This window comes from Streptomyces thermospinosisporus (assembly GCF_039526425.1).
In the GTDB taxonomy this organism is placed as follows: Bacteria; Actinomycetota; Actinomycetes; order Streptomycetales; family Streptomycetaceae; genus Streptomyces; species Streptomyces thermocarboxydovorans.
The window spans coordinates 42,697-59,892 of sequence record NZ_BAAAIZ010000034.1; the positions used below are offsets into that span (position 1 = coordinate 42,697).

The window sequence follows — 17,196 nt, forward strand, 5'->3', positions numbered from 1 at the left end:
GGCAGGGGCGGCAGCCGTTGCCGCGCGGGTACCTGGTCCGCCGGGGTGGGCGTCCTGTGTCCGGGCCCGATGGCACCGGCACGTGCAACTCTCCACCAGGAGGATGCCTTTGGAGTGCGGCAAGGGAACGTCCTCGGTCCTGCGGCACATGTCATGCGCGGCCGCATACTCGGGCCGCCGGCCAAGCGTGCACTCGGCTGACAGCGCCTGCTGATCCTTGGCGGAGGCAGTCAACGGAACCTCCGGCAGTGCGGGCACTGACAGGGCGGGAAGCCGCCCTTCACGACCGACACCGGCGACGTCGTCGCCGTGCCGTCCTCGCTCCCGTCGTAGAACTCGCGTACGCCGCTCTTGGACAGCACACGCCCCGCGCGATTCACGCGGATGACCTGAAGCGTCATCCTGGGCTTGAGAGTCGCCACGCTTGCCACCTCTCCCCGACTGCTTTCCACGGCCTTGATCATGCGGCGGCGCAAAGGACGTATCTGTGGGCATACAGGGGACACACGGAGCACTTCCGCGCTACGTTCCAAGTGTCAGAAACGTCAGGGAGAGGCGACGTTGAACGCGGCATTACGACGTGCTATGGCCGAGAAGGACGTACGTCCTGGACAGCTCGCACGACACTTGGGAGTGGCCAAGGAAACGGTGGAACGATGGATCACTGACGCTGATCGCGTTCCCCACGCCCGAACACGGACGGACGCGAGCGAGTACCTGGGGGTACCGGAAGAGATGCTGTGGCCCAGGGCGGTGAAGACCGCAGTGAAGGCGGGGCCGGACAGAGAGATCGTCTCCGTCTACCCGTACAGGTCGGCCTGCCCGAAGGCGGTGTGGGCCGAGCTTGTGGAGCAGGCGAAGCAAGAGATCTTGTTCGCCGGCTATACGAACTACTTCATCTTTCTGGAGCAGCCGCACTTCCATCTGACCATTCAGCGCAAGCTGGACCAGGGCGTCAGGGTGCGGTTCCTTCTCGGGAACCCCGAGTCGGAGACGACTCGCGCCCGAGAAGCTGTGGAGGACACCCCCCTGAGCGTGTCTACGCGTATCAGGATCGCCCAGGACAACCTGGCCAAGGTCACGGCCCGTGAGGGCCTGGAGGTGCGCTACAGCGCCGAGGAGGACGCCGCCAACCATGTCGGTCTGAGCGTCTTCCGGTTCGATCATGACGCGCTGGTGTGCACCCACCTGGCCCGGCTCGTGGGCCATGACTCGCCGATGCTCCACCTGCGCAAGCGCGACGAACACGGCATGTTCGACCGCTACGCCGAGCACGCCGAGGAACTGTGGGACAGGGCCGCACCGGCCCGCTGACCCACCACAGACCGAAGCACCCTGGAATCCGCCCCCTGCGGCCGGGGGCTTTGGCGGATGTGTGCGGTCTCAGGGGCCAAGTTCCAAGGGCCCCGGCTCGCGGGCGCGGTCCCAACGGCCCGGCCCCACGGGCACAGTCCCAGGGGCCCGGTCGCACGGGCACAGTCCCAGGGGCCCGGTCGCACGGGCGCGGTCCCGAGGGCGCGGTCTCATGGACGCGGCGGCTTGCCGTCGCCGTACAGCCAGTCGGACCAGATCGTGCCGAAGTCCCGCTCCGGGAAGCGGCGTTCCACGAAGGCGATGAAGTCCGCGGTGTCCGCGTTGCCGTGGCGGCGGGTCCGGGCCCAGCCGCGGATCAGGGCGGAGAAGCCGGCGTCGCCCACCGTCTGCCGGATCTTGTGCAGCACCATCGCGCCGCGCCAGTAGACCGGCACGTCCGAGATGTGCGCCGCGTCGGGCGGCTCGGCGGGCGGGAAGGACCACAGCGCCTCGCCGGACTCCGCGTCCGGGAAGTACTCGCCCTCGTAGAGCGCGTCGAAGGTCTGCTGGGCGGTCTCCCCGCCGTGCTCCTCCCGCCACAGCCACTCCGCGTAGGTGGCGAATCCCTCGTTCAGCCACATGTCCCGCCAGGACTTCGGGGTGACGGAGTTGCCGTACCACTGGTGCGCCAGCTCGTGCACCAGCAGCCCGGTGTCCGGGGCGCCGGGGAAGACGGGGCGGGTCTGGGTCTCCAGGGCATAGCCCGAGTCCTCCGCCCGCTCGACGATCACGCCCGCCGAGGAGAACGGATACCGCCCGAACCGGCGCTGCGCCCAGTCCAGTACGCGGGGCAGCTCGGCCAGGACCTCCCGGCTCGCCTCGGCCACCTTCGGATCGACCACCGTGAGCAGCGGCACCCCGTCGGGTGTCCGGCCGCGGGCGATGTCGTACCGGCCGATCGCGACGGTGGCGAGGTAGCTCGCCATCGGCTCGGCGGTCCGCCACCTCCAGGTCGTACGGCCGCCTCTGGTGCGCTGCCCGGCCGGCTCCCCGTTGGACACCGCCCGCAGCCCCTGCGGCACGGTCACGGAGATGGTGTAGGTGGCCTTGTCCGAGGGGTGGTGGTTGCCGGGGAACCACGCCATGGAGCCCACGGGCTCCCCCAGCGCCAGCGCCCCGTCCGCGGTGCGCAGCCAGCCCTCCTCGGAGCCGTCCGGGTCGGTGAGGGTGCGCGGGGTGCCGGAGTAACGGACCGTCAGCCGGAAGGTGCGGTTCTGCCGCAGCTCCTCGGCGGGGCGCACGGTCAGCTCCTGCCCCGCCCGGTTCCAGCGGGCCTCGGCCCCGCCCACGGTGACGCGCTCCACCTCCAGGCCCTTCAGGTCGAGGTTGAGCGAGGAGAGCCTCCGGGTGGCGCGGGCGGTGAGGGTCGCGGTGCCGGTGAGATGCCGGGTGCGGGGCTCGTAGTCCAGGCGGAGGTCGTAGTGCATGACGTCGTACCCGCCGTTGCCGGCCTCGGGGAAGTACGGGTCGCGCAGCCCGGAGGCGCCGGGGGTGCCGTCCACGCCGCCTCCGCACCCGGCGAGCAGGGCCAGCACGGCGATCAGGGCCAGCACGGCGATCAGGGACCGGTGAGCACGCACTCCGTGATCCTAGGAGCCGCAAGGCCGGATGAACCGGTACCTCAGGGGGTGTCCGGAAGCGGCTGCCGCGGGGCCCGCCCGTCCGGCGGCGCGGCGGCGGCATGACACCATCACCTGCGTGCTCGACATCGGCTACGCCCTCTCCAACCGCTTCCCCGACCCCCCGCAGACCGACTACCGCCGCGCGGACGTCCGTGCCCTGCGCCACGACCTGTTCTGCGGGGACGTCTACCTCGCCGACACCGAGTCGGACCGGGAGATCTCCACAGCCTGGGGATGGGTGCCGGTGCTGGACTTCGCCTGGGCGCTGTGCGACATCGTGGAGCGCGTCGACCGGGACCCGGCCGGCTCCCGCGCCGCCCGCCCGCAGCGCGCGGAGCTGGACTTCACCGAGTCGGCCGACCGGCTGCTGTTCGAGCGGCGCTTCGGCTGGGTGGACATCGAGGCGGAGTGGCTGCCCGCCTCCGAGCCGCCGCTGACCTTCTCCCACGCCGAACTGCGCCGCGAGGCCCGCGACTTCCTGCACGATCTCATCGCCGACCTGATCGACCTGCACGAGGACCTCGGCGAGAACCCGGCGATCTGGACCCTCCAGGCCCGCTACCCCCGCGTCGACTGACCCGCCCGTGCCTGCGGGTCCCCCGACCACCCCTCCTTGCTGATCCTGCGCGGGGGGATTGCCATGAGTCGCCTATGGGGCTTCTGGCGTTTGCGGACCGCTGCCACAGGACCATCCCCGGCCGTACGCTGGCGGCATGGCTGAGCACCTGGGCGACCGGCTGGCGCGCTTGCGCCGACTCTCCGACTTGACGCAGGAAGGGTTGGCGGAGCACTCCGGAGTGTCAGTGGACGTGATCCGGAAGCTTGAGCAGAAGCGCAAGCACAGCGCACGACTGCCGACGCTGCACGCCCTGTCTCGTGGCTTAGGTGTCGAGCTGACCGCCCTTCTCGGTGACCCACCCGGCGTGCCGTCGACCGGTGACGTGGACCCGCCTCAACTCGTTGCCGTCCGACGAGCGATCATGCCGCCGCTCTTCGCCCCGCCGCAGGAGCCCAACGGCGCTGAGCGGCTGACTGTGCCCCTGCTGCGACGCGAGATCGCCGAGGGCTGGACGCTGTACCACAACGCCGAGTTCGGTCGCCTCATGGAAGTGCTGCCGGGCATCATCGCGGATGCTCGCTTCGCTGCCGCTGTGGGGAACGCAGACGAGAAGGCAGCGGGACATGCCGCGCTGGGGAAGGCACTGCAACTGGCCGGTCACCTTGCCATCCGTTCAGGCAAGACTGATCTTGCCTTGAGCGCCCTTGAACGTGCCATGCAGGCCGCCACGGACTCGTCCGACCCGCTCTTGCCTGCCATGGTCAGCAACTCCGTGGCTTGGAACTATCAGCGACAGAACCGGCTTGACGACGCTGAGCGCCTAGCCGTGTACGCCGCGGACGGGGTGGAGAAGGAACACAGCAAGTCGGCCGAAGGGCTGCGGGTCTGGGGCGGACTGATCATGTCCGCTGCCACCTCTGCCGCCCGTTCCGGCGACTACTCGAAGGCGTCGGACATGATGACCGCAGCGGAAGACGCCACCCGCCGGCTCGCCACGCTGCCGCCACCCGCTGACGGAAAGATGGTCTCCGTCTTCAACCGGTCATCGGTGCGCATTGAGCGAGTGCGGCTCGCCGTCCAGCATGCGCGCCCCGAAGAGGCTCTAGCACTGGCGAAGGGTATGCGCCTGAGCGCGGACACCCCGCTTTCGTGGCGCACGTGGCTGCTGCTGGACGTGGCACGCGCACACGCCGATCTAGGGAACGCTGAGGGCGCCGTGAAGGCCCTTGAGAAGCTGCGGCAGATCGCCCCCGGATGGATGCGGCACCACACCCTTGCCGTCGCCATAGCGCGCGATCTGTGGGCCGGACCGTCGCACCCGCCAGGGCTGCGGAAGATCGTCGAGTTCCTTGGAGTCGCTGGCTAAGGCGGCGAAAGTAGGACGTTGCATCCCTGTCGGGTGCGTCGCCCGGTCGGCACGATCTCCCCATGACTGAGCCGACGAGATACAGCACTGAGCCGGTCGAACTTCCCTTATCTGAGCCGAAGTCGGAGCCCACGCCGGTTGAAGGGTGCGCGAGCTGCGCGGAGCTTGCCAAGGTACGTGACTGGGCGCGAGCGAGCAGTGATCAGACGACCATCACAGACTGCAATGTCCTCCTGTCGCGACACCCGGACGGGCACTGATGACCACAGCCCCGGAGCGTCCGAAGCCGCGCACTGGGCGCCGCCCATACGACCCGCCCCGACCGCCATCGGTACTGGAGTGGCTTCACGACGTATCGGTGGTGTGCGGGCGCTGTGCCGGACACCGAACGGTGTGGTGCCCAGCGTGCTGCGGCTTCGGTGGCTGCTCCGAATGCCGGAAGACGGGGATGCTGTCGTGCCCCGACTGCACGAACGGCCCCGATGTGCCGGTGATCAGGTGGTGAGACTCCGGTCCGCTGAGCGACGGCGAGCGATTCAGTCCAGCGAACCGGATCGGCCCCGTTCATGTGCCTTCAGTGGTGCACGGTCGGGGTTCATGTGCATCTACCCAGGCGAGCACTGCGTCTGTACGGTCAGGGCAGGCTCCCGCCCGGTCAACGCGCAGTCCAGGAACCGCGCACCGGCCCCGTCCTGCCCGGTGATGACCGCCTCCCGGAGCTCCAGCCCGTCGTAGTCCCCGTCCGGCGCCAGCCCACCCCCTCGAACGGCGCCGGCGCGGGCAGCCGCATCTCGGGACACGGTTACCCTTGCGCCCCGGACCGCCCGTCCCTCTTCTCCTCGTCCCCCCCACGCTCTCACCACCCCCCTCTGACCTGCGACAACGCGACGATGTCACATTCCGGGGGCCCCGTCCGGTCGTAGCTGGTGGACACATCATCAGGCGACTGTGAGCAAGGGAGACCCCAGCCATGCACCGCATCACCGTCATCGGCGGCGGCTTCGCCGGACTGACCGCGGCCATCACCGCCGCCGAGTCGGGCGCCAAGGTCACCATCCACGAGGCCCACCACACCCTCGGCGGCCGGGCCCGCACCGCCGAGGGCCCTTACCGCACCAACGAGGGACCGCACGCCCTCTACAACGGCGGGCCGCACTGGGCCTGGCTGAAGAAGCGCGACCTGCTCGGCCCCCTCGCCCCGCTCCCGCCGCTGGAGGCGGCCCGGCTGCGCCTGCGCCACCGGGGCGTGCTGCGCCGCACACCGCCCTTCGCCATGCTGAAGCTGCTGCGTCGCAGCGGCGCCGAGGCCCCGATCGACACCGACTTCCTCACCTGGGCCACGCGCATCGCCGGCGAGGAGGCCGCACGGGCCGCCGCCCACTTCTCCGCGGTCGCCCTCTTCCACCACGACCCCGGCTCCCTGTCCGCCGCCTTCGTGCAGGAGCGGCTGCGCCGCGCCACCAAGCTGCCGCCCGAGGCGCAGTACCCGCGCGGCGGCTGGGGCGGGATCATCGACCGCATGGCCGCCCGCGCCTGGAACCTGGGCGTCCGGATAGAGACCCTGTCCCGCGTCGACACCCTGCCCACCGACACCCCGGTCATCGTCGCCACCTCCCTGGCCTCCGCCCGCCGGCTCCTGGACGACCCCGCACTGACCTGGGCGAGCGGCCGTACCACCCTGGTCGACCTCGCCGTGCGCACCCGGCGCGGCGACGCGTTCGCCGTGTCCGACCTGGACGCGCCGGGCTGGATCGAACGCTTCACCGCCCAGGACCGCACCCTCGCCCCGGCCGGCGAGCAGCTGATCCAGGGCCAGATCCCCATCGGCCCCGACGAGACCAAGGCCGACGGCGTCCGGCGCGCCGAGGAACTGCTGGACCTGGGCTTCCCCGGCTGGCGCGAGCGGGTCACCTGGCGGCAGCAGGCCGTGGCCAACGGCCGCACCGGCGCCGTCGACCTGCCCGGCACCTGCTGGCGCGACCGGCCCGCCGTCGACCGCGGCGACGGCGTCTACCTCGTCGGCGACCAGGTCGCCGCCCCCGGCCTGCTCTCCGAGGTCTCCTTCAACAGCGCCCTGACCGCGGTCTCCCTGGCCCTCGGCCGGCACGCGCTTGACCTCAAGCGTGCTTGAGGTTGAACAGTGGGGTCGTCACAGCGCGGCGGCACCGCACTCACCGGGTGCGGCAGCACCGCGCACCGCACCTAGGGGGAGCTCATGCACGCCATCCGCCTGCACGCCTTCGGCCCGGCCGAGAACCTGACCTACGAGGAGGTCGAGGATCCCCGGCCGGGCCCCGGCCAGGTCCGTATCGCGGTACGGGCCGCGGGCGTCCACCTCCTGGACACCGCACTGCGGGAGGGGCACCAGGGTCCCGCCCCCGCACCGATCGAGCTGCCGACCATCCCCGGCCGCGAGGTGGCCGGCACCGTCGACGCGCTCGGTGAGGGCACGCCCGAGCACTGGCTGGGGCGGCGCGTCGTCGCCCACCTCGGCTTCGTCCCCGGCGGCTACGCGGAGCTCGCCGTCACCGACGCCGAACGCCTCCACGAGTTCCCCGAGCGCCTGGACTTCGCCGAGGCCGTCGCCATGATCGGCACCGGCCGCACGGCCATGGGCATCGTGCAGTTCGCCGAACCCGGCCCCGGTGACGTGGTCCTGGTCCCCGCCGCGGCCGGCGGCATCGGCACCCTCCTGGTCCAGTACGCCAAGAACGCCGGGGCCACCGTCATCGGCCTCGCCGGCGGCCCCGCCAAGACCGCCCGCGTCACGGCGGGCGGCGCCGACCTCGCCGTCGACTACCGCGCCGCCGACTGGGCCGAGCAGCTGGCGCCGTACCAGGGCAAGGTGACGATCGTCTACGACGGCGTCGGCGGCGACGTCGCCCGCACCGCCGTCGGCCTGCTCGCACCCGGCGGGCGGCACATCGTCTTCGGCTGGACCTCCCAGGGCCTCGGCGCCGACAGCCCCTACCTGGTCGAGGGCGTCTCCACCAACGTCCTCGGCGCGGAGATGATGCGCCGGGCGGGCGGCCCCAACCCCGTGCGCACCCTCGAACTCCGCGCCCTCGAGCAGGCCGGCGCCGGCCGCCTCACCCCCGCCGTCCACCGCTTCCCCCTCGCCGACGCGGCCGAGGCCCACCGGGCGCTGGAGAGCAGGGCGACGACGGGGAAGGTCGTACTGGAGCCGTGACGGGGAAGGTCGTATCGGAACCGTGACGGGGAAGGCCTCACCGGAGCCGTGACCGGGAAGACGGGGGACGGGGCGGACATGCCGGAAGCGGGACGTCCCCTCCGGCTACCGCCCCGCCACCTTGTCCGCCCACCGCGCCAGCCGCGACGACTCGGCCGCGTACGTCGCCTGCTCCCGCCGGTCCGCCGCCCGGTACGCCGCGTACATGCCGCGCACCCCCAGCCAGCGCAGCGGCTCCGGCTCCCAGCGGCGCACCTTGTGCCCCACCCACGGCAGATCCGTCAGCTCCGTGCGCCCGCCCTGCCCGGAGTCCAGCGCCACCAGATCGCACAGCGTCCGCGCCGCCAGATTCGCCGTGGCCACACCCGAGCCGACGTAACCGCCCGCCCAGCCGAGCCCCGAGGACCGGTCCAGCGTCACCGACGCGCACCAGTCGCGCGGCACCCCCAGCACCCCCGACCAGGCGTGTTCGATGCGCACCCCGGCCAGCGACGGGAAGAAGGAGACCAGCACCTCGCGCAGCGCCTCGACCGTCTCCGGCTGGGTCGAGCCGTCGTTGTCCGTGCGCGAACCGAAGCGGTACGGCACACCGCGCCCGCCCAGCGCGATCCGCCCGTCCGGGGTGCGCTGCGCGTACATGTACGCGTGCGCCATGTCGCCCAGCGTCTCCCGGCCCGCCCAGCCGAGCGCCTCCCACTGCTCCTGGCTCAGCGGCTCGGTCACCACCATCGAGGAGTTCATCGGCAGCCAGGTCCGCCGCTGGCCCTTCAGCCCCGCCGTGAAGCCCTCCGTGCAGCGCAGCACGTACGAGGCCCGCACCGTCCCGTACGGCGTCACCGCATGCTTCGGGCGGATCTCCGTCACCGGTGTCGACTCGTGGATGGTCACGCCCAGCTTCTCCACCGTCGCCGCCAGGCCCTTCACCAGCCGCACCGGATGCAGCCGGGCCCCGTGCGGCGTCCACGAGGACCCCACCGCGTCCGCGACCCGCACCCGACGGGCCGTCTCCTCGGCCCCGTACAGCTCCCGGTCCTGCTCCCCGAACGCCAGCTCCCGCTCGTGGAACGCCTTCAGCCGCGCCAGCTGCGCGGGCGTACGCGCCACTTCCAGCACCCCGCCGCGATGGATGCCGGCGTCGATGCCCTCCGCCCCGGCGACCCGGATCACCTCGTCCACGGTCGCGTTCATCGCCTGCTGCAGCCGCACCGCCGCCTCGTGCCCGTGCAGCCGCGCATACCGGTCCCGGCCCGCGATCCCGTTGTACAACCAGCCGCCGTTGCGCCCCGAGGCGCCGTACCCGCAGAACTTCCGCTCCAGCACGGTGACCCGCAGGAAGGGGATCGCCTTCTTCAGGTAGTACGCCGTCCACAGCCCGGTGTAGCCGCCGCCCACGATCGCCACGTCCGCCACCGCGTCCCCCACGAGCGGCGTCCGGGTCACCGGAAGCCCGTCGTCCGCGAACCAGAAGGAGACGCCGCCATTCACAACACCGCTGGTCATGCTGCTCATGGCCGGGACGTTAACCCCTGCCGGCGCGCGCTGTCTCCTGCGGAATCCGCAGCCGGATGCCCACCGGCCGGGCCGGCGCGGATCATGACCAGAGCCGCGCCGGCCGGGGGCGGTCAGCGAGTGCCGCGGGCCTTGGCGAGTCCGCCGCCGCCCGTCGCGATCCCGCCCGTCGGCCGGGCGGGGGCGAAGGGCGGGGTGTCCTGCCGGCAGGAGGCCCCGGCGGGCGGCAGGGCGCCCGTGGTGAAGTAGCGCACCGCGTACCGGTTCACACAGGTGCTGGGGTTGAGCAGGGCGGTGTGACCGTAGCCGTCAAGGGTCAGCAGGCGCGCGTCGGCCAGTGCCCCGGTCATGGCTTGGGCGGCCTGGTAGGAGGTCGACGGGTCGTAGGTGGGGTTGACGACCAGGACCGGGTGGGCGGTGGGGCGGTTCCACGGGCCGGTGTAGCGGTGTGCGGCCGTGGCCGGCCACTGCGCGCACCACTCGTAGTCCCACACCCAGCGGTGCCCGAGGTCCCCGGCCCGCTCGGCACTGAACGCGTCCAGCTCGGCGTAGCGGCTGAGCCTGCGGGGGTTGGGGCTCTCGGAGCAGACGACGGCCGCCTCCTGCTCGAATCCCGGGTAGTTCGGGCTCGGCGGGGGCAGCGGGGGCGCGCTTCCCTGCCACAGCTGCTGCAGCATCTCGGCAGCGCCGGTCCATCCCGGGTGCACGAAGTAGAGGTAGGACCTCAGTGCCTCCACGGTCCTGCCGTAGGTCCACTTGCCCACCGGTTCGCCGGGGAGCCGCCGCATCAGTGCGGCGAACTTGGCGCGGGTGGCCTCGGCGCTGCCCGCGGAGAAGGCGCACTGCGACACCGGGGCCTGACCGCACAGCTCGAGGAACTTCCCCACGGTGTCGGCGGACCCGAGGTCCGAGCCCATGCGCAGGGAGGTGGTCTGCGAGGGCTCGCTGTCCATCGCGCCGTCCGCGTAACCGCGGGGGTCGACGTTGCCGTCCAGGAGCAGCCCGCCCACCTTGCCGGGGAAGAGGTTGGCGTACACGGCACCCAGGAACGTGCCGTACGAGACCCCCCAGTAGCTCAGCTGCCGGTCCCCCACGGCCTCACGCAGCCGGTCCAGATCACGGGCGGTGTCGGCGGTGGACACGTACGGCATCAGCTTCGAGGCCCGCTTCCGGCAGCCCTCGGCCAGTTCCGCCCGCCCGGCGAACCACGCCTTTCGTTCCTTCTCCCCCACCGGGAAGCCCGCCGGCTGCCGGTCCCACCACGCCGTGGCCTCCTCCGCGTCGGCGAAGCAGCGGACCGCCGTGCTCCGGCCGACACCGCGGGGGTCCCAGCTGACGACGTCGAACCGCTCGCGCAGCTCGGCCGGGAAGAACCTCTCGTACCACTGGGGCAGCGAGACCGTGCCGGAGCCGCCCGGGCCACCGGGGTTGAAGAACAGGGAGCCGGTGCGTGCGGACGGGTTCGTGGCCTTGTGCCGGATCACGGCGAGCTGGATGGTGTCACCCGCCGGACGGCTGTGGTCGAGGGGGACGTCGAACGTCGCGCACTCGAATCCCCGCTGCGCCGGGTCCTCGCACGGCCGCCAGTCCAGGGCCGATGCCCCGGCGGCGCCTCCGTGCACGGCCTGCGGTGCGGCCGCGGCCGGGGTGAACAGCGCACACGGCAGCACCAGGGCCGCACACCAGGCCAGCCTGCTTCGTCGTCTCGATATCTGCCCAGGCATCAGGAATCCCTTCGTGGCAACGTGTCGCCCCCGCGGTGCCGGACGCCGGCAGCCCCCTTCACCTCATATGGGTGGATTGCCGCCCGCACCCGGTGGACGGCCGAACGTGGTACCCGGCGCGGGCCCCGTGCCCGCCGCCCGACCGGTGCGCCGCCGCAGATACACGCAAAAACCCCAGGTCAAACCATGCTGACCTGGGGTGTGCACAGAGCCCCCTGTCGGACTCGAACCGACGACCTACGCATTACAAGTGCGTTGCTCTAGCCAGCTGAGCTAAGGAGGCATCGCGCGCGTCGCGCGCGGGCTGGTCCACTGTACACAGAGCCGGTTTCGCCGAGCCACGCACTTCCGGGCCGGGAAATCACCGCCATGGGAGTACTGACAACCAGGTCAACGCCAGGTACCGTCCTGTGCCAGTTCACTCTCGTGGACTACGCCACACACGGAACCACAACGGAATACGCGGACCACCACTGCGGAACACCCGTCGTGGCACCACCTTCCTACTCGGATCGTCCGGCACGTTCCTGCCGGTAGAAGGGGGCCCATCACCATGGCCACTGTTACGTTCGACAAGGCGACCCGGATCTACCCGGGTTCCGACAAGCCCGCCGTCGACGCACTCGACATCGAGATCGCGGACGGGGAGTTCCTCGTTCTGGTCGGACCGTCCGGCTGCGGCAAGTCCACCTCGCTCCGGATGCTCGCGGGACTCGAGGACGTGAACGCCGGCGCCATCCGCATCGGTGACCGCGACGTCACGCACCTTCCGCCGAAGGACCGGGACATCGCCATGGTGTTCCAGAACTACGCGCTCTACCCGCACATGACCGTCGCCGACAACATGGGCTTCGCCCTGAAGATCGCCGGCGTGAACAAGGCGGAGATCCGCAAGAAGGTCGAGGAGGCCGCGAAGATCCTCGACCTCACCGAGTACCTGGACCGCAAGCCGAAGGCGCTCTCCGGTGGTCAGCGTCAGCGTGTGGCGATGGGCCGCGCGATCGTGCGTGAGCCGCAGGTGTTCCTCATGGACGAGCCGCTGTCCAACCTGGACGCCAAGCTGCGTGTGTCGACGCGCACCCAGATCGCCAGCCTGCAGCGCCGGCTCGGCATCACCACCGTCTACGTCACCCACGACCAGGTCGAGGCCATGACGATGGGCGACCGCGTGGCGGTCCTCAAGGACGGTGTGCTCCAGCAGGTCGACACCCCGCGCAACATGTACGACAGGCCGGCGAACCTGTTCGTGGCCGGCTTCATCGGCTCCCCGGCGATGAACCTGGTCGAGGTGCCGATCACCGACGGCGGTGTGAAGTTCGGCAACTCGGTGGTCCCGGTGGACCGTGACGCCCTGTCCGCCACCACCGACAAGACCGTCACCGTGGGTGTGCGCCCCGAGCACTTCGACGTGGCGAGCGCCGAGTCGGACCAGGGCCTCGCCATCACCGTGAACGTCGTCGAGGAACTCGGCGCCGACGCCTACGTCTACGGCACCGCGAAGCTGGGCGCCGACTCCAAGGACCTGGTGGTCCGCGTCAGCGGCCGTGACGTCCCGGAGAAGGGCAGCCAGCTGCACGTCGTGCCGCGCTCCGGCGAGACCCACGTGTTCTCGACCTCCACCGGCGAGCGTCTGTCCGACTGACGCCCCGGCGCAAGAACGGAACCGAAGGGCCCCGCGGCACCGCCGCGGGGCCCTTCGGCGTCGCCGTCGAGGGCTGCGGCGTTGTCGATAAATACCCCGGCACACCGGACATTTCGAGCGGCGTGCGTCAACCCGCTACCCACAGATCCGCCCTTCTACATCCCCCGTACCGGTGACAGAATGTCTCCAAATCATCACTTGACGCTACCCTCACTCGCGTGAAGCACTCCACTACCCCTCAGACGCGACGCGGCCGGGGCCCCGCCCGCCGGGTCGGCCGCACCCTCGCCCTCGTCCTGCCCGTCGTCCTGGTGCTCTCCGGGACTCTCGCGGTCGCGCGAGTCAACTGGTCCGGCGACTCGCAGAGCCCGGTGCTCACCGCCGCGGACACCGCCGCGTCCGGCAGCTCCCCGAGGGCCGCCGCGCGGGCCCCGCAGGAGGTGCTCCGCGACAAGCTGCTGGTCGAACTGCAGGAGAAGGACCCGGGCGTGGCGCTCACACACCTGCAGCAGGCCGTCGACGACCGCCCGTCGCTGGCACGGCACTGCGCCTCGATCGCCCGCGCCCTCGGCAGGGCCGCGGTGCGGGTGTACGGGCCCACGAAGGCCCAGTCGTACGCCCGCCCGGTGTGCGACACGGCCTTCGCCTCGGGGGTGCTCGCGGCGCACCACTGACCGGCGCTCCCGGAGGCGAAGGACGCCCGGCCCGGCCCCGAGCGGGCCGGGGTCGCCGCGTATGGTGCGGGCATGACCGATCCGAGTGCCGCGTCCCGCCCCACTCAGGCCGTCGTCCTCGCCGGCGGCCAGGGCTCCCGCCTGCGCCCGTACACCGACGACCGGCCCAAGCCGATGGTCGAGATCCCCGGCACGGGGACGCCGATCATCGGCCATCAGCTGTCCTGGCTGGCCGAGGAGGGCGTCACGGACGTCGTGGTCTCCTGCGGGCACCTCGCCGAGGTCCTGCAGAAGTGGCTGGAGACCACCGAACTGCCCGTCTCCGTCACCACCGTGGTCGAGACCGAGCCCCTCGGCCGCGGCGGCGGTCTGAAGTACGCCGCCGCGCATCTGCCCGACCCGGACCGCCCCTGGTACGCCACCAACGGCGACATCTGGACCCGCTTCTCGCTGCGCGACATGGCGGACTTCCACACCGAGCGGGACGCCCTCGCCACCCTCGCCCTGGCCCGCCCCCGGCTGCCGTGGGGCGCGGTGCAGACCGACGGCTTCGGTCACATCACCGACTTCATCGAGGCCCCGCCGTCGACGTTCGAGATCAACGCGGGTGTCTACGTCTTCTCCCCCGGTTTCGCCGATCTGCTCCCGGAGCGCGGCGACCACGAGCGGACCACCTTCCCGCGTCTGGCCCGTGAGCGCCGGCTGGCCGGCTTCCCCATCCCGCAGGGCTCCTACTGGCGGGCCATCGACACGGCGAAGGACCTGACGGAGGCGGCGAAGGAACTGGCCGCCCAGGGCCGCTGAGCCGCCCCGGCACACGGAGCTGACGCGCCGTCCCGGCACAGGGGCTGCCCGTCCCGGCACACAGACGAGTGGGGTCCCGCACGGAACGCTTCCGTGCGGGACCCCACTGTCGTATCGCGTTACTGGCCTCTACCCGAGCAGGCCGCCCACGAGGCCCGGGCGGTCCTCGTCGGAGCCCTCGCTGCCGCCGCTCGGGGTGCCCGTGCCGCCGGAGCCCGTGCCGCCGCTGGAGGTGGGGCCGCCCGAGCCGGTGCTCGGCGCCTGGCCCGCCGGGGAGGACTGCTGCGGCGGGGCCTGCCCGGCGCTGCCCTGGGTCTGGCTGGGGGCGCCGGTGACGGCACCGCCGGTGTTCCGGGGAGCCTGGGGGGTGCCGGCCCCCGCGGACGGGCTGGTCGCGCCGGAGGTGGCGCCGCCCCGGGAGGGCGAGGTGGAGGCGGACGGGGTGCGCTTCTTGCGCTCGCCGGGCTCCTTCGGCAGCGGGGAGCCGGGCAGTTCGTTGCGCGGGGACTCGCCGGGTCCGGGGACGACCACCCGGTCGGCGTCGCGGACGGCGCCGCCGAGGATCGCCCCGGTCAGCAGGCTCACCCCGCACACCAGGGCGGTGATCAGGGCGCCGCGGCGCAGCACATAGCGGCGCAGGTCCCAGATGTCCGCGCGGGGACCGAGGCGCCGCCAGGCACTGCCGGCGAGGCGGCCGTCGACCGAGTAGACGGGGGCGCCTGCGACGACCAGCGGGGACCAGGCGGCGAGGAAGAGGATGTCGGTGGTGTCGTAGACGGGGCTGCTCTTCCAGCTGACGGCGACCAGCAGCCCGGCGGACAGCAGCACGCCGAGGGCGGCGGCGACGCGCTGCCAGCAGCCGAGGACGGTCAGCACGCCGACGGCGATCTGCAGGAAGGCGACACCGAGGCCGGTGCCGATGGGGTGGTGGAGGGCGAACTGGTGCAGGGGTGCGGCGATCTCCCAGGGGTGGAGGCTGTTCAGCCAGGTCACCAGGGAGCCGCGCTCGCCGTCGAAGTAGTGCGGGTCGCAGAGCTTGCCCATGCCGGCGTAGACGGCGACGAAGCCGAGAACGACCCGCAGCGGGAGCAGGACGACGCCGAGGTTCATCCGGCGGCCGGGGTAGTAGGCGTGCCGCGCCGGGTCGTCGCCGTGGCGGCGGGAGCGCCGGCCGGTGTCCTCCTCGCCGGTCTCCTGCTGGTCGTCGTAGTCGTGGGCGCCGGTGTCGTAGGTGTCGTGGGCGCCGGTGTTCTCGAAGCCGGGGCCGGCGTAGGCGGGTTCGTCGTAGGCGCTGCCGACGGTGCGCATGGGCGGCAGCAGCGGGCTGTCCTGGGTGCGCTGGGCGCCGATGACCGGGGTCTCGAGGGTGCGTTCGGCCGGGTTCTCGTCGTAGCCGTAGCCCTGGTGACCGGTGCCGACGCGGGGGATGACCTGGGTGGCCCCGGAGTCGGCGTGCTGCGGCTCGTCGGAGTGCCGGACGCCGCCCTGCCGCACGGCCTGGAGGAGTCGGTGGGCGTCGGTGTCGTCGGGGGCCGAACGGCCGCTCCAGACGACGGGCCGGCGGCGCGGGGCGGTCCGGCCCGGGGCGCCCATCGTGGTGACGACCGGGACGCGGGCGGTGCCCTGAACGGCGCTCGCATACCGTGCGATCCGGGGCGAGGCCGCCCGCCTCGAGGAAGCGCCCAGCTGCACGCGGAAGCTGGCGTGATTGACGATGATCTGCGCCGGATCGCTCGGCACCTTCACCATGCTCAGCGCGGGAGCGTCGTCGAGTCCCGACGAGCGGTCCCCCGTGGGTGTGCGGGGTGTTCTGGTGTCCACACTCATCTAACCGAGTGATGCGGCGTTAGGACACTGCCTCGAACCGCCGGAAGTGTCCGGGCCGCGTCAAGCCTGCCCGGATCTCCCGGAATCCACCATGTGGGTGATATCGACGAACACCCGCACGAGGTGCGGACGGCCCCGTTCGACGTGTGGACCGGCCGTGGACGGCCCCGTTCAGCCGCGGCGGCGGGCCGCCTCGTACAGCACGATGCCCGCGGCCACACCGGCGTTGAGCGACTCGGCGCCGCCCGGCATCGGGATGCGCACCCGGAAGTCGCAGGTCTCCCCGACCAGCCGGGACAGCCCCTTGCCCTCGCTGCCCACGACGATCACCACGGGCCCTTCCAGCGCGTCGAGCTCACCGATCTCGGACTCCCCGTCGGCGGCCAGACCGACGACCATGATCCCGGCCTTCTTGTACGCCTCCAGAGCGCGCGTCAGATTGGTGGCGCGGGCCACCGGCGTCCGGGCCGCCGTACCGGCGGAGGTCTTCCAGGCACCGGCGGTCATCCCGGCGGCACGCCGCTCGGGCACCACGACCCCGTGGCCGCCGAAGGCGGACACCGAGCGCACCACGGCACCCAGGTTGCGCGGGTCGGTGACCCCGTCGAGGGCGACGATCAGCGGGTCCTCGCCCTCGTCGTGGGCGTTCGCCACCAGGTCCTCGGGGTGCGCGTACTCGTACGGCGGCACCTGCAGGACCAGGCCCTGGTGGTTGAGCCCGTTGGTCATCCGGTCCAGCTCGGGCCGCGGCGCCTCCATCAGGTTGACGTTGCCGCGCTCGCCCGCGAGCTGCAGCGCCTCACGGACCCGCTCGTCGTTGTCGATGAACTGCTGGACGTAGAGCGTGGTGGCGGGCACGCCCTCGCGCAGCGCCTCGACGACCGGGTTGCGCCCGACGACGAGTTCGGCGGCGGAGCGGCCGCCGC

General features: G+C 72.0%; 14 protein-coding genes and 1 tRNA gene. 8 read left to right on the forward strand and 7 right to left on the reverse strand.

Annotated features, from left to right (window positions below):
• Window positions 1-230: 230 nt before the first annotated feature.
• On the reverse strand, window positions 231-464 hold the full coding sequence (locus ABD207_RS13615; protein ID WP_344012836.1) for a hypothetical protein: 234 nt from the start codon (window positions 462-464) through the stop codon (window positions 231-233).
• A 289-nt stretch (window positions 465-753) separates the two neighbouring features.
• On the opposite strand from ABD207_RS13615, the gene ABD207_RS13620 reads away from it, so the two are divergent.
• On the forward strand, window positions 754-1,314 hold the full coding sequence (locus tag ABD207_RS13620) for an XRE family transcriptional regulator (protein WP_344012837.1): 561 nt from the start codon (window positions 754-756) through the stop codon (window positions 1,312-1,314).
• A gap of 209 nt (window positions 1,315-1,523) precedes the next feature.
• Here the strand turns inward: ABD207_RS13620 and ABD207_RS13625 are convergent, their stop codons facing one another.
• A complete protein-coding gene (locus ABD207_RS13625) occupies window positions 1,524-2,933 on the reverse strand; it encodes a M1 family metallopeptidase (RefSeq protein ID WP_344012839.1) in 1,410 nt (469 codons plus the stop codon).
• Window positions 2,934-3,051: 118 nt separating this feature from the next.
• Between ABD207_RS13625 and ABD207_RS13630 the strand changes: the two genes are divergently transcribed.
• The 4 genes from ABD207_RS13630 (at window position 3,052) to ABD207_RS13650 (ending at window position 8,090) form a co-directional block, all read left to right on the forward strand.
• Window positions 3,052-3,552, forward strand: coding sequence for a hypothetical protein (locus tag ABD207_RS13630; RefSeq protein WP_344012841.1), 501 nt, complete (start codon window positions 3,052-3,054; stop codon window positions 3,550-3,552).
• Window positions 3,553-3,688: 136 nt separating this feature from the next.
• Window positions 3,689-4,900, forward strand: coding sequence for a helix-turn-helix domain-containing protein (locus ABD207_RS13635; protein ID WP_344012843.1), 1,212 nt, complete (start codon window positions 3,689-3,691; stop codon window positions 4,898-4,900).
• A 970-nt stretch (window positions 4,901-5,870) separates the two neighbouring features.
• Window positions 5,871-7,031, forward strand: a complete 1,161-nt coding sequence (locus ABD207_RS13645) for an FAD-dependent oxidoreductase (RefSeq protein ID WP_344012847.1) — start codon at window positions 5,871-5,873, stop codon at window positions 7,029-7,031.
• Between the two features lie 84 nt (window positions 7,032-7,115).
• Window positions 7,116-8,090: a zinc-binding dehydrogenase gene (locus tag ABD207_RS13650; RefSeq protein ID WP_344012848.1), complete on the forward strand. Its 975-nt coding sequence runs from the start codon at window positions 7,116-7,118 to the stop codon at window positions 8,088-8,090.
• A gap of 105 nt (window positions 8,091-8,195) precedes the next feature.
• Here the strand turns inward: ABD207_RS13650 and ABD207_RS13655 are convergent, their stop codons facing one another.
• The 3 genes from ABD207_RS13655 to ABD207_RS13665 all read right to left on the reverse strand — a co-directional run bounded on the left by ABD207_RS13655 (window position 8,196) and on the right by ABD207_RS13665 (window position 11,606).
• Window positions 8,196-9,599 carry an NAD(P)/FAD-dependent oxidoreductase gene (locus ABD207_RS13655; RefSeq protein WP_344012849.1) on the reverse strand — a complete coding sequence of 468 codons (1,404 nt, stop codon included), beginning with the start codon at window positions 9,597-9,599 and terminating at the stop codon, window positions 8,196-8,198.
• A gap of 113 nt (window positions 9,600-9,712) precedes the next feature.
• Window positions 9,713-11,323, reverse strand: a complete 1,611-nt coding sequence (locus ABD207_RS13660; protein WP_344012850.1) for an alpha/beta hydrolase — start codon at window positions 11,321-11,323, stop codon at window positions 9,713-9,715.
• A 209-nt stretch (window positions 11,324-11,532) separates the two neighbouring features.
• Window positions 11,533-11,606: transfer RNA gene (locus tag ABD207_RS13665), tRNA-Thr, on the reverse strand.
• A gap of 270 nt (window positions 11,607-11,876) precedes the next feature.
• Between ABD207_RS13665 and ABD207_RS13670 the strand changes: the two genes are divergently transcribed.
• The 3 genes from ABD207_RS13670 (at window position 11,877) to ABD207_RS13680 (ending at window position 14,443) form a co-directional block, all read left to right on the forward strand.
• Window positions 11,877-12,965 carry an ABC transporter ATP-binding protein gene (locus ABD207_RS13670; RefSeq protein WP_344012851.1) on the forward strand — a complete coding sequence of 363 codons (1,089 nt, stop codon included), beginning with the start codon at window positions 11,877-11,879 and terminating at the stop codon, window positions 12,963-12,965.
• 218 nt (window positions 12,966-13,183) lie between these two features.
• A complete protein-coding gene (locus ABD207_RS13675) occupies window positions 13,184-13,639 on the forward strand; it encodes a hypothetical protein (protein ID WP_344012853.1) in 456 nt (151 codons plus the stop codon).
• A gap of 72 nt (window positions 13,640-13,711) precedes the next feature.
• The gene (locus ABD207_RS13680) at window positions 13,712-14,443 is read left to right on the forward strand and encodes a nucleotidyltransferase family protein (RefSeq protein ID WP_344012855.1); all 732 of its coding nucleotides are present in this window, start codon (window positions 13,712-13,714) and stop codon (window positions 14,441-14,443) included.
• 129 nt (window positions 14,444-14,572) lie between these two features.
• Here ABD207_RS13680 and ABD207_RS13685 read toward each other — a convergent pair whose 3' ends face one another.
• Both ABD207_RS13685 and rlmB read right to left on the reverse strand, forming a co-directional pair.
• Complete coding sequence (locus ABD207_RS13685) at window positions 14,573-16,270, reverse strand: DoxX family protein (RefSeq protein ID WP_344012857.1); 1,698 nt, start codon at window positions 16,268-16,270, stop codon at window positions 14,573-14,575.
• A 171-nt stretch (window positions 16,271-16,441) separates the two neighbouring features.
• The coding region (gene rlmB, locus ABD207_RS13690; RefSeq protein WP_344012858.1) for a 23S rRNA (guanosine(2251)-2'-O)-methyltransferase RlmB at window positions 16,442-17,196 on the reverse strand (755 nt) is incomplete at its 5' end.

Bases quoted from the DNA above. Each gene is read 5' to 3' on its own strand.
- ABD207_RS13680 (WP_344012855.1), top strand. From the start codon at position 13,712: ATGACCGATCCGAGTGCCGCGTCCCGCCCCACTCAGGCCGTCGTCCTC.
- ABD207_RS13635 (WP_344012843.1), top strand. From the start codon at position 3,689: ATGGCTGAGCACCTGGGCGACCGGCTGGCGCGCTTGCGCCGACTCTCC.
- ABD207_RS13655 (WP_344012849.1), bottom strand. From the start codon at position 9,599: ATGAGCAGCATGACCAGCGGTGTTGTGAATGGCGGCGTCTCCTTCTGG.
- ABD207_RS13615 (WP_344012836.1), bottom strand. From the start codon at position 464: ATGATCAAGGCCGTGGAAAGCAGTCGGGGAGAGGTGGCAAGCGTGGCG.
- ABD207_RS13685 (WP_344012857.1), bottom strand. From the start codon at position 16,270: ATGAGTGTGGACACCAGAACACCCCGCACACCCACGGGGGACCGCTCG.
- ABD207_RS13645 (WP_344012847.1), top strand. From the start codon at position 5,871: ATGCACCGCATCACCGTCATCGGCGGCGGCTTCGCCGGACTGACCGCG.
- ABD207_RS13670 (WP_344012851.1), top strand. From the start codon at position 11,877: ATGGCCACTGTTACGTTCGACAAGGCGACCCGGATCTACCCGGGTTCC.
- ABD207_RS13660 (WP_344012850.1), bottom strand. From the start codon at position 11,323: ATGCCTGGGCAGATATCGAGACGACGAAGCAGGCTGGCCTGGTGTGCG.
- ABD207_RS13650 (WP_344012848.1), top strand. From the start codon at position 7,116: ATGCACGCCATCCGCCTGCACGCCTTCGGCCCGGCCGAGAACCTGACC.